At 71.3% G+C, this 11,554-nt stretch carries 6 protein-coding genes; 5 read left to right on the top strand and 1 reads right to left on the bottom strand.

Going from position 1 to position 11,554, the window contains the following annotated elements; genetic code table 11:
* Positions 1 to 531: 531 nt before the first annotated feature.
* The 5 genes from AC5LUJ_RS05520 to AC5LUJ_RS05500 all read left to right on the top strand — a co-directional run bounded on the left by AC5LUJ_RS05520 (position 532) and on the right by AC5LUJ_RS05500 (position 10,207).
* Entirely contained in the window at positions 532 to 5,247 is a 4,716-nt protein-coding gene (locus AC5LUJ_RS05520) for a DUF4082 domain-containing protein (protein WP_250286526.1), read from the top strand.
* 217 nt (positions 5,248 to 5,464) lie between these two features.
* Entirely contained in the window at positions 5,465 to 6,541 is a 1,077-nt protein-coding gene (locus AC5LUJ_RS05515) for a Gfo/Idh/MocA family protein (protein WP_250286525.1), read from the top strand.
* Between the two features lie 228 nt (positions 6,542 to 6,769).
* A complete protein-coding gene (locus AC5LUJ_RS05510; RefSeq protein ID WP_250283778.1) occupies positions 6,770 to 7,795 on the top strand; it encodes an SDR family NAD(P)-dependent oxidoreductase in 1,026 nt (341 codons plus the stop codon).
* Positions 7,792 to 8,922, top strand: coding sequence for a DegT/DnrJ/EryC1/StrS family aminotransferase (locus AC5LUJ_RS05505; RefSeq protein ID WP_250283780.1), 1,131 nt, complete (start codon positions 7,792 to 7,794; stop codon positions 8,920 to 8,922). The genes AC5LUJ_RS05510 and AC5LUJ_RS05505 overlap by 4 nt, the downstream gene beginning before the upstream one ends.
* Positions 8,923 to 9,052: 130 nt before the next feature.
* Positions 9,053 to 10,207 carry a glycosyltransferase family 2 protein gene (locus AC5LUJ_RS05500; RefSeq protein WP_250283782.1) on the top strand — a complete coding sequence of 385 codons (1,155 nt, stop codon included), beginning with the start codon at positions 9,053 to 9,055 and terminating at the stop codon, positions 10,205 to 10,207.
* 10 nt (positions 10,208 to 10,217) lie between these two features.
* On the opposite strand, the gene AC5LUJ_RS05495 is transcribed toward AC5LUJ_RS05500, so the two are convergent.
* The coding region (locus tag AC5LUJ_RS05495; protein ID WP_493464567.1) for an acyltransferase family protein at positions 10,218 to 11,554 on the bottom strand (1,337 nt) is incomplete at its 5' end.

The following is an 11,554-nucleotide window of genomic DNA, read 5'->3' as shown; positions in this document are numbered from 1 at the left end:
GGCCGCCGTCGGAGCCGCCGGAGCCGTCGGGACTCGGAGTCATCGGAACGAGGCTCCCGCAATGGCCGGCCGTCCCCGCCAATGACCGGACGCCCTGTCAATCTTTGAGAAGTGGCCTCGATGTGGCCTTTTGTGCGTGGGGTGCCACTCGCCGTAATAGTTTTCCGCGGTTTGCCGCAACCGGTTGTCACCGGGTTTGATCCGGTCGTCTAATCTGACTGGGCGCCACCTCCATCGGTACGGCTGGATGTGGCACGCGGGTGGCACGGGAGGCGGGGGCGTCGCCGTGTCCCCCGAGTTTGATTTCCGTACTCCGTCGCCTTTGGGAGAAGGCGCGGTCGGCCCGTCACCTGCGGTTGTCGGCCGGACGACGGTTCGGATTTGTGGGGGGATGATTGTGAACCTGTACCGGTGGGTTACCGGTGGGCGGCGGTTTCCACATGCCAGCGAGGCTTGTGGATACACGTCAAAATGTTTGTCTGTTGATTCTCCGGTGGGCGGGATAGTGGTTTCCGCTGGACGGAGGCCGGCGTGAGAGGCCTCGGCGCCCGCCGGCGTCAGCGCCGTCCGTGGCCTCGGGCCGCCCGTATCTGCGCGCTGCTCACCGGTGTGGCAGTGGCTGTGGCGGTGCTGGGGCTGCCCCGGCTGGCGCCGGGCGCCCTGCCGGTGGCCCCGGCCGCGAGCACGGCGGGGACGGGAACGGCGACGGACGCAGACAGCCTGGCGGCGTCCTCCTCGGGGACGTCCGCCCCCGTGACCGACACCATCGGGCCGGCCGCCGCCACCGCGACCGACCAGTCGACCTCGTCGACCCAGGCGCTGTCGCTCTCGACGTGCCTCCCGCTGCTGGTAGGCAAGATCGTCTGTGAGAACCAGCAGCAGGGCAGCCCGCAGTCGGAGTGGGACCTGGACAGTCCCGACGCGGGCGACCCGAGCCTGCAGGGCTTCGCGACGGACATCAGCGTGAACGTCGGGCAGACGGTCTCCTTCAAGATCAAAAGTACCGCGTCCGCGTACCGGCTCGACATCTACCGGCTCGGCTACTACGGCGGTGACGGCGCCCGGAAGGTCGCGACGGTGAACCCGTCCGCGCCGTACCCGCAGGCCCAGCCGGCCTGCCTCAACGACGTGGCCACCGGTCTGATCGACTGTGGGAACTGGGCGGCGTCGGCGTCGTGGGCGGTGCCCTCGAGCGCGGTGTCCGGCCTGTACATCGTGAAGCTGGTCCGCACCGACGGCCAGGGTGCCAGCCACATACCGTTCGTGGTGCGTGACGACTCCAGCCACTCCGACCTGACGCTGCAGACGTCGGACTCGACCTGGACGGCGTACAACGCCTACGGCGGGAACAGCCTGTACAAGGGCAGCCCGGCGGGACGCGCGTACAAGGTCAGCTACAACCGGCCGTACCAGTCGCGGGTGAGCGAGGTGGACGGCCACAACTGGATCTTCGCCGCGGAGTATCCGATGATCCGCTTCCTGGAGGCGAACGGGTACGACCTGACGTACACGACGGACGTGGACTCGGCCCGGCGCGGCGATCTGATCAAGAACCACAAGGTGTTCATCTCGTCGGGGCACGACGAGTACTGGTCGGGTGAGCAGCGGGCCAACGTGCAGGCCGCCCGCGACGCCGGGGTCGATCTGGCGTTCTTCAGCGCGAACAGCATCTACTGGAAGACGCGCTGGGAGCCGAGCATCGACGGTTCGTCGACGAACTGGCGGACGATCGTCTGCTACAAGGAGACGAAGAACTCCAGCCCGCAGGATCCGCAGTATCCGGCGCAGTGGACGGGCACCTGGCGGGATCCGCGCTACAGCCCGCCGAGCAACGGCGGCCGCCCCGAGAACGAGCTGCAGGGCACGCTGTACATGGTGGACCCGCCGACGGACTTCGCGATGAAGATTCCGGCGGCGTTCTCGAAACTGCGTTTCTGGCGGAACACCGCGGTGGCCAGCGCGGCGCCCGGCACGACCGTCACGCTCGCGGACGCCACCCTCGGGTACGAGTTCGACACCGACCCGGACAACGGTTTCCGGCCGGCGGGGGTGTTCGACCTGACCGCGCAGACCGAGAACGTCCAGCACAAGCTGCTGGACTACGGCAGCCAGGTCGGCCCGGGCCAGGTCACCCACAACATGACCCTCTACCGGGCGGCGAGCGGAGCGCTGGTCTTCGGCGCCGGCACCGTCCAGTGGGCCTACGGTCTGGACGCGGTGCACGACGGCCCGCCGAGCACCGCGAGCCCGGCGATGCAGCAGGCCACGGTGAACCTGTTCGCCGACATGGGCGCACAGCCGAAGAGCCTGATCAGCGGCCTGGTCTCGGCCGCGGCGAGCCTGGATGCCCTGCCGCCGAGCGTCACGGTGACCTCGACAGCACACGGAGTGGTCGGGCAGTCGTACGCGGTGACGGGCACGGCGACGGACGTCGGCGGTGTGGTCGCCGGGGTGGAGGTGTCGACGGACGGCGGCTCGAGCTGGCATCCCGCCCAGATCCCCGCGGTCGCGGCCAACGTGAACTGGTCGTACACGTACACACCGAACGCGCCGGGCACCTTCTCGCTGAAGGTCCGGGCCAGCGACGACAGCGCCCGGCTGAGCAGTCCGGTCACGGCCTCGCTGATCGTCGACCCCCGCACCTGCCCGTGCACGATCTTCGGTAACGCGGTGCCGGCGAACCCGGCGGACCCGGACGGCGGCGCGATCGAGGTCGGTGTCCGGGTCCGTTCGACGATCAACGGGACGATCACCGGGGTCCGGTTCTACAAGGGCGCGGGCAACACCGGCACCCACACCGGCACGCTGTGGTCGAACACCGGCACGGCGCTGGCCACCGGCACCTTCAGCAACGAGACCGCGACCGGGTGGCAGACGCTGACCTTCGCCCAACCGGTGGCGGTGCAGGCGAACACCACCTATGTGGCGAGCTACTACGCGCCCAGCGGCCACTACGCCGGTGACGGAACGTACTTCACCGGGAAGGCGGCCTACACCGCTCCGCTGCTCGCCCTGCCCGACGGCATGGACGGCGCCAACGGTGTCTTCCGCGCCGGCTCCTCCGGTTTCCCGACGAACACGTTCAACGGCACGAACTACTGGGTGGACGTGGTGTTCGCCGGCGACACCGCCACCGACACGGCGCCACCCCAGGTGGTGTCGGTGTCACCGCTGGCGGGCAGTTCCTCCCTCCCGCTGAACACTTCGCTGAAGGTCCTCTTCGGCAAGCCGTTCAACCCGTCGTCGGTGGCCTTCACGCTCAAGACGAGCGGCGGTACGTCGGTGGCGGGGACGGTGTCGGTGAACTCGGCGGCGCTCAGCGCGACGTTCACCCCGAACGCGGCCCTGGCGGCCGGTACGGCGTTCACGGCGACGATCACCGCCGCCGACTACCAGGGGCACGCCATCAGCCCCGCGTACGCGTGGACGTTCGCCACCGGCGCCACCCAGCCGCCACCGGGCACCTGCCCGTGCACCGTCTGGAGCGACCTGCAACAGCCCGGCACGGTCACCGTGAACGACCCGTCCGCGCTCGAGCTCGGGGTGAAGGTCCGGGCGAGCCAGAACGGCTGGATCACCGGGATCCGCTTCTTCAAGGGGCCGAAGAACACCGGCGTCCACACCGGCACGCTGTGGTCCGCCACCGGTACCCAGCTGGCCACGGCCACCTTCGCCGACGAGAGCACGACGGGCTGGCAGCAGGTCACGATCGACCCGCCGGTGCAGGCCACCGCGGGCACCACCTACGTGGCCAGCTACCACACGTCGGTCGGCTACTACTCGGCCACATCCGGCTACTTCGCCTCCGGCGGGACGTCCTACGGGCCGCTGACCGCGCTCGGTAACGGCGTGGACGGGCCGAACGGCGTGTTCGCACCGGGGAACGGCGGGGTGTTCCCGGCGCAGAGCTACAACTCGAGCAACTACTGGGTGGACGTGGTGTTCTCCACCACCCAGCCGGCACCGACACCGCCTCGGGTGGTGTCGGTCAGCCCGGCCAACGCCGGCACGGGTGTCGCGCTCGGGGTGCGACCGGTGATCACTTTTGACCGGTCGCTCGACCCGGCCAGCATCACGTTCACGCTGAAGGCCGGCGCGACGAACGTCAGCGGCTCGGCCGCGTACGACGACGCGGCGCGCCGGGTCACCTTCACGCCGTCCGCTCCGCTGCAGTTCAGCACCACTTACACCGCTTCGGCGAACGCAAGCGGTGTGAACGGGGTGGCACTCGCGTCGCCGTACACGTGGACGTTCACGACCGGGACGCCGGCCACCTGCCCCTGCACGCTGTGGCCCGCGTCAACCGTGCCGGCGAACCCGACCAGCAGCGACGCCAATCCCTACGAACTCGGTGTCAGGTTCAGCAGCGACGTCACCTCCTGGGTCACGGGAATCACCTTCTACAAAGGCACGAACAACACGGGTAGCCATACCGGGTCGTTGTGGTCGGCGTCCGGGCAGCTGCTGACGAACGGCACCTTCACCAACGAGACCGCCACCGGCTGGCAGACGCTGACCTTCGGCACACCGGTACAGATCAGCGCGAACACCACATATGTCGCGAGCTACTACGCCCCGAACGGCGGCTATGCGTCAGCTACTGGCTACTTCGCAGCAAATGACTGGAACGCGACGCCGTTGCACGCCCCCGCCTCCGGTGCGGGCGGGACGAACGGGGTCTTCCGCGGTGGCTCGGCGGGCTTCCCGACGACCACCTACAACGACAGCAACTACTGGGTCAGCCCGGTCATCGTCACCCAGGAGCCGGTGTCGACCTGCCCGTGCACGCTGTTCGGCACCCAGGTGCCCGCGAACCCGTCGAGCCCGGACACCGGCGCCATCGAGCTCGGGGTCCGTTTCACCTCGGACGTCAACGGCAGTGTGACCGGCGTGCGGTTCTACAAGGGCGCGGCCAACACGGGCACCCACACCGGGTCGTTGTGGTCGGCGTCCGGGCAGCTGCTGGCGACCGGCACCTTCACCAACGAGACCGCGACCGGCTGGCAGACACTGGCCTTCGCCACGCCGGTGGCGATCACCGCCGGGACGGAGTACGTGGCCAGCTACCACACGACCGTCGGCGGGTACGCGAACAACGGCGGTTTCTTCAGCAGCCAGTACCGGGCCGCTCCGCTGACCGGCCTCGCCGGCGGTAACGGTGTCTACCTGCACGGCGCGGGCGGATTCCCGACGAACAGTTACAACAGCACCAACTACTGGGTGGACGTGGTCGTTCAGACAACCTGATGATCGACACTGTGGGTCACTGAATACCTGGGATCGTCCATCGGTCGGCGCCGGGGCTCAAGCTCCGGCGCCGACCTGCGTGATGCCCGTGTCCAGGGCCGCCGGGCCGGGCCGGCACGGGGGCTGTCCGTCGTGTCGGACCCTGTTGGCATAATTGGCGCGATCCATCGCGACTGATGATCGCGAATGGTGGTCGCATACTGGGGGGTAGCGAATCATGCCGGAAGCAACGGGCCCGGAAACAACGAGTCCTGACGCGACAGGCGTCGCCGTTGTGGGGGCCGGCTACTGGGGCCCGAACCTTGTCCGTAATATTCAGAATTCGCCGCGGCTGCGGCTGAAGTGGGTCTGCGATCTCGACATCGAGCGGGCCCGCCGGGTCGTCGGCCCGTACAGCACCGTGCGGACCACCACCGTGCTCGACGACCTGCTGGCAGACCCCGAGGTCGTCGCGGTGGCCGTGGCGACCCCGGCGGCGACCCACGCGGACGTCGCCATGCGGGCGCTCGACGCCGGCAAGCACGTCCTGGTGGAGAAACCGCTGGCCTCCTCGTCCGCGGAGGCGGTCAAGCTGGTGGACGCCGCGCAGGAGCGCGGGCTGGTCCTCATGTGTGACCACACCTACTGTTACACGCCGGCCGTGATGAAGATCCGCGAGCTGGCGCACGCCGGTGAGCTCGGCGACATCCACTACGTCGACTCGGTACGCATCAACCTGGGCCTTGTCCAGCGCGACGTGGACGTGCTGTGGGACCTCGCCCCGCACGACCTGTCGATCCTCGACTTCATCCTGCCCCCGGGCGTGGTCCCGGAGGCGGTGTCGGCCCAGGGCGCCGACCCGATCGGCGCGGGCCGGGCCTGCGTCGCCTACCTGACGCTGTCACTCACCGGTGGCGCGATCGCCCACGTCCACGTCAACTGGCTGTCCCCGACCAAGATCCGGACAACGATCGTCGGGGGCTCCCGGCGGACCCTGGTATGGGATGATCTCAACCCCACCCAGCGGCTGGCCATCCACGACCGGGGTGTGGACCTCACCTCCGCCGACGGCCTGGGCGACCAGGCCCGGCGCGAGATGATGATCTCCTACCGCAGCGGTGACATGGTCGCCCCGGCCCTCGTCGAACGCGAGGCGCTGGCCTCGGTGATGGCCGAATGGGCGGACGCGATCAGCGAAGGCCGCCCGGCCCGCACCGACGGCCGGGCCGGGCTGCGCGTACTGGACATCCTGGAAGCCGCGTCCCGGAGCCTCGACTACCACGGTGCCACCGTCCCGCTGCGGGTCGATCGCTGACGCGGCCGCGGGGCCGCCAGCCCGACCATGGCCGCGTCGCGGCGGCAGCCCAGACGCGTCGCGGCGGCGGCCCGTGGCCGCGGGCCACGGCGGCGGTCGGGCGGCGCTCGGGCGGCGGTCAGGCGCCCGTCCCGGCCACGGCGTCCGCCGTGACGCCTGTGCTCATCTCGACGGCTGTGTTCGTCTCGACGGCTGTGACCATTCCGACGATGGAGGGAAGTACTCGAAGTGGACAGCACCCAGGCGGCGGCGGTGCCGCTGACAGGGTCCCGATGCCTGGTGACCGGTGGGGCCGGCACGATCGGTTCGGCGATCTGCGACCGGCTGGTCGCCGCCGGAGCGGCGGAGATCATTGTCGTTGACAACCTGGTCCGCGGCAGGAGGGCCAACCTGGCGGGTGCCCTCGGCTCCGGCCGGGTCCGCCTGGTGGAGGGCGACATCCGGGACCGGGCCCTGCTGGCCGAGCTCACCACCGGCGTCGACGTCGTGTTCCATCTGGCCGCGATCCGTATCACCCAGTGCGTGGAGGAGCCACGGCTGGCCCTGGAGGTCCTCGTCGACGGCACCTACAACGTGGTCGAAGCCGCGCTGACCGCCGGCGTCCGCAAGGTCGTGGCGTCGTCGTCGGCGTCCGTGTACGGGGCGGCCGTCGACTTCCCGACCCGCGAGGATCACCATCCGTACGGCAACGACACCCTCTACGGTGCCGCGAAACTGTTCAACGAGGGCCTGCTGCGCAGCTTCCGCGCCACGCACGGGCTTGACTATGTCGCGTTGCGCTACTTCAACGTCTACGGGCCGCGGATGGACATCCACGGCGTGTACACCGAGGTCCTGGTCCGCTGGATGGAGCGGATCGCCGCGGGCCGGCCACCGCTGATCCTCGGCGACGGCGGCCAGACCATGGACTTCGTCTTCACCGACGACATCGCGCGGGCGAACCTGCTCGCCGCCGAGGCCGACGTCACCGACGAGGTCTTCAACATCGCGTCGGGAGTGGAGACGTCCCTGCGCGACCTGGCCGAGTCCCTCCAGACGGTCATGGGCCGTAGCGATCTCGGGCTGGAGTTCGGCCCCGCCCGGGCGGCGAGCCCGGTGCCCCGCCGGCTCGCGGACACCTCGGCGGCAGCGGCCCGGCTGGGCTTCAAGGCCGAGGTCGGCCTCGCCGAGGGGCTGGGCCGGCTCGTCGAGTGGTGGCAGGCCGAGCAACGCGCCGGCCAGGACGAGCCCGCCGGCTCCGGAGCGTCCGCATGACGATCCCGGTTATGAGGCCCTGGCTCGGCCAGGAGGAGGTCGACGCGGTCGCGCAGGCGCTGGCCAGCGGCTGGATCGCGCAGGGGCCGCGGGTGGCCGCCTTCGAGCGGGCGTTCGCCGGGCATGTCGGCACCGGCCACGCGGTCGCGACCAGCTCCTGCACCACCGCCCTGCACCTGGCCATGATCGGGGCGGGGGCGGGCCCCGGGGACGAGGTGGTCGTCCCGTCGTTCTCGTTCATCGCCACGGCGAACTGCGTGCGCTACGTCGGCGCGGACGTCGTGTTCGCCGACGTCGAGGCCACCACCGGCAACCTCACCGCCAAGACCGTGGAGGCGGCGCTCACCCCGCGCACGAAGGCGGTCATCCTCGTCCACCAGGGCGGGATGCCGGCGGACGCCGAGGCGGTGCGGGCGTTGTGCGACCCGCTCGGCGTCGCCGTGGTCGAGGACGCCGCCTGCGCGGCCGGCTCCACCTACCACGGCCGCCCGGTGGGCGCCGGCGCGCGGATCGCGGCGTGGTCGTTCCACCCCCGCAAGCTGCTCACCACCGGTGAGGGCGGCATGCTCACCCTGGACGACGAGGCGCTGGCGACCAGGCTGCGCCGGCTGCGCGAGCACGCCATGAGCGTGAGCGCCGCGGACCGGCACGCCAGCGACCGGGTCGTCCTCGAGCGCTACCTGGAGGTCGGCTTCAACTACCGGATGACCGATCTGCAGGCCGCGGTCGGGCTGGTGCAGCTCGGCCGGCTGGGGGAGATGGTGGCCCGTCGGCGGGCGCTCGCCGCCCGTTACCGTGAGCTGCTGGCCGACATCCCCGGTCTGGTCGCGGTGCAGGATCCGCCCTACGGCGAGTCCAACTTCCAGGCCTTCTGGGTCCTGCTGCCGCCGGAGCACCCGCGCTCCCGCGACGACGTCCTGGCCCTGCTGGCCGCCAGGGGGGTGTCCGCGCGTCGCGGGATCATGGCGGCGCACCTGGAGCCACCGTACGTCGACGTCGCGCACGGCGACCTGTCCGTCACCGAGTGGCTGACCGACCGTTCCCTCATCCTCCCGCTGCACCACCACCTGACCGGCGAGGAGCAGGAGACCGTCGTGGCCGCCCTGCGTGACGCCCTGGCCGGGTGAGCGCGGTGCCCGCCCCCGGCCGTCCGGCCGCGTGGGCCCGCCGGAGCCGTCCGCCCCGGCGGGCGGTGCCCGCCCGTGACCGCGCGGCCGGCGTGGATGCCCGGCCGGTACGGAACAGGATCCGCCAACCATGATCGCTCTTCCTGGCCGGCGACCGGCCGAGGACGCCGCCGGCCCGGTGGCCGGGCCGGTCCGCCCGCTGCCGGCCGCCGGCACCCGTCCGCTGGTTTCGATCTTCGTGTCGTCCTACAACTACGCGCGCTTCCTGCCGCAGTGCCTGACGTCCGTGCTCACCCAGGACTACGACAACATCGACGTCTACGTCATCGACGACGCGTCGGCGGACAACAGCGCCGAGGTGGCCGGGGTGTTCGCCGCGGCCGACCCGCGTTTCAGGATCATCCGGCGGTCGGTGAACCGCGGCCACATGGAGACCTTCAACGAGGGGCTCGCCGCGGCGCGCGGCGAGTACTTCATCAAGCTGGACGCGGACGACCTGCTCACCCCCGGCTCGCTCGCGCGTTCGGTGGCGTTCGCCGAGCACAACCCGGCGGTGGGTTTCGTCTACGGCGAACCGGTCGCCTTCGCCGCATCCCCGCTGCCGCCCGCCCGGACGGCGCCGGCGTCCTGGTCGCTCTGGCCCGGGCACGCCTGGCTCGCGCACGTCTGCCGGCTCGGCCACAACGCCATAGCGCAGCCGGAGGCGCTGATCCGCACCGCGACGCTGCGGGCGGCCGGGTACTACAACCCGGACCTCCCGCACACGTTCGACATGGAGATGTGGATGCGCCTCGCGGTGCTCGCCGACGTCGGCACGATCGACGGCGCCGACCAGGGCTACTACCGCATCCACTCCGCCAGCATGCAGCACACGATCAACTCCGGGGTGCTGCGTGACCTCGAGGGGCGGCGGGACGCGTTCGTCAGCGTCCTCACCGGCCCCGGGAAGGACGTGCCGAACGCCGAGGAGCTGCTCACCACCGCCCGCCGGACGCTGGCGGTGAAGGCGCTGCGCCACGCCTGTGATCTCCTGGGCGCCTCCCAGCGGCGGGGGCCCATCGGGCATGACGCCCTGGGCGCGCGGGCGGACGAGCGGGACCAGGCCGAAGGGTTCGTCGCCTTCGCCGAGGAGGTGTACCCGGCCGCCCGGGAGCTCGCGCCGTGGGCCACGGTGGACGGCCTCCTGCGCGCGGATCCGCGGGTGGTGATGCGGCACCGGGCGCGGACGACCGCCCGGGCGGCCGTCCGGCAGGCGCGGGCACACGTCCGGCCGCCCGGCGGCTGAGACAACCCGGTCAGCGGCTTTTCAGCGGGCCTCCCAGCGCGGGGTCGCTGGCGGACGCGGCCACCGCGGGGGCGAGGGCGGCCTGGGACGGGACGAGCCGGGCCGGCCCGTCCCGGCGGGCCTTCACGCGGTGGGCACGGACATCGGCCCAGGACCGGGCGCGGATGAAGGGCTCCTCGAACAGCTTGAAGAACCCGAAGCACACGGCGAGAACGGCCGGGATCGTCGCGGCCAGCAGGATGACCAGCGCCGTCATCCCCGTGGCCAGCCGCCGGAGCAGCTCGAACCAGAGTATTTCCAGCACCAGCGGGTGGATCAGGTAGACGGAGAAGGCGAGCCGCCCGACAGCGGTGAACGGCCGGGAGGCCAGCAGGTCACGTACCCGGGAGGCCGGCGCGGCCGCGAGCCCGCGAAACGCCACGGCCGTGACGGCGCCGACGAGGATGCCGACCCAGAAGTAGTCGGCCACGACCCGTTCGGACCCCACCACCGCGAACCCGGCCACACAGCCCGTGATGAGCACTCCGGCGAGCGCGAGCAGCGGGACACGGCGGCCCCGGATCATCGGTGCCCGCCCCGAGTCGGCGGCGAGCATGCCCAGCGCGAAACACGCCAGCATCTGCGGGCTGAGGTGCTCGTACCGCGCGAACGCCGGAACACGCAGGGCGACGGCCTCCAGCCCACACACCGCGATGACGGTGGCGGTGGCCGTGACCACCGGGCCCACCCGCCGCCGGAGCACGAGCAGGAGTGGGAAGAGGACGTAGATCCAGGACTCGACCGCGATGGACCAGAAGGTCCCGTTGGGCCGTTCGGTGCCCACGACGTCCTGCAGCATGAACAGGTGGACGGCGAACGCCCGGATCCCGCTCCGGGCGTCGCTGACGTTGTGGCTGACCCACAGCGCGACCGGCATCGACAGCACGAGCGCGATCCAGTAGGGCGGGAGGATCCGCCAGGCCCGCCGGCGGGCGAAGGTGCGCCAGCCGCCCCGCAGCCGGTGTCCGTTGCCCGCGGGGGACAGGGTGAGGGAGTACCCCGAGACGACGATGAAGACCACGACCGCGAGCTGGCCGTGGAGCATCCACCCGACGAACCAGGGGCCGCTGTTGCGCGGGTAGTCGGGGAAGACCGCCAGCCAGCAGTGATGGAGAACGACGTACATCGCGGCCAGCCCGCGCAGGCCGTCCAGCCACGCGGTGGGGCCGCGGCTGCTCCCGCGCGAGGCGCGGTGACGGCCGGTAGCGGTGCGCGTGGGCACGGGCGTCGCGGCGACCGGCCCGTGCCCGGCACTCCCCGCGCCGACGGGGGCCGCGCCGACGGGGGCCGTGCTGGCGGGGGCCGTGC

Source organism: Protofrankia sp. CiP1_Cm_nod3 (genome assembly GCF_982290655.1).
The sequence above is the reverse complement of the archived record's forward strand: the minus strand, read 5'-3'. Positions and strand labels throughout refer to the sequence as shown.

What these genes read in the sequence shown, in the direction of transcription:
- AC5LUJ_RS05515 (WP_250286525.1), top strand. Translation starts at nt 5,465, where the DNA reads ATGCCGGAAGCAACGGGCCCGGAAACAACGAGTCCTGACGCGACAGGC.
- AC5LUJ_RS05505 (WP_250283780.1), top strand. Translation starts at nt 7,792, where the DNA reads ATGACGATCCCGGTTATGAGGCCCTGGCTCGGCCAGGAGGAGGTCGAC.
- AC5LUJ_RS05500 (WP_250283782.1), top strand. Translation starts at nt 9,053, where the DNA reads ATGATCGCTCTTCCTGGCCGGCGACCGGCCGAGGACGCCGCCGGCCCG.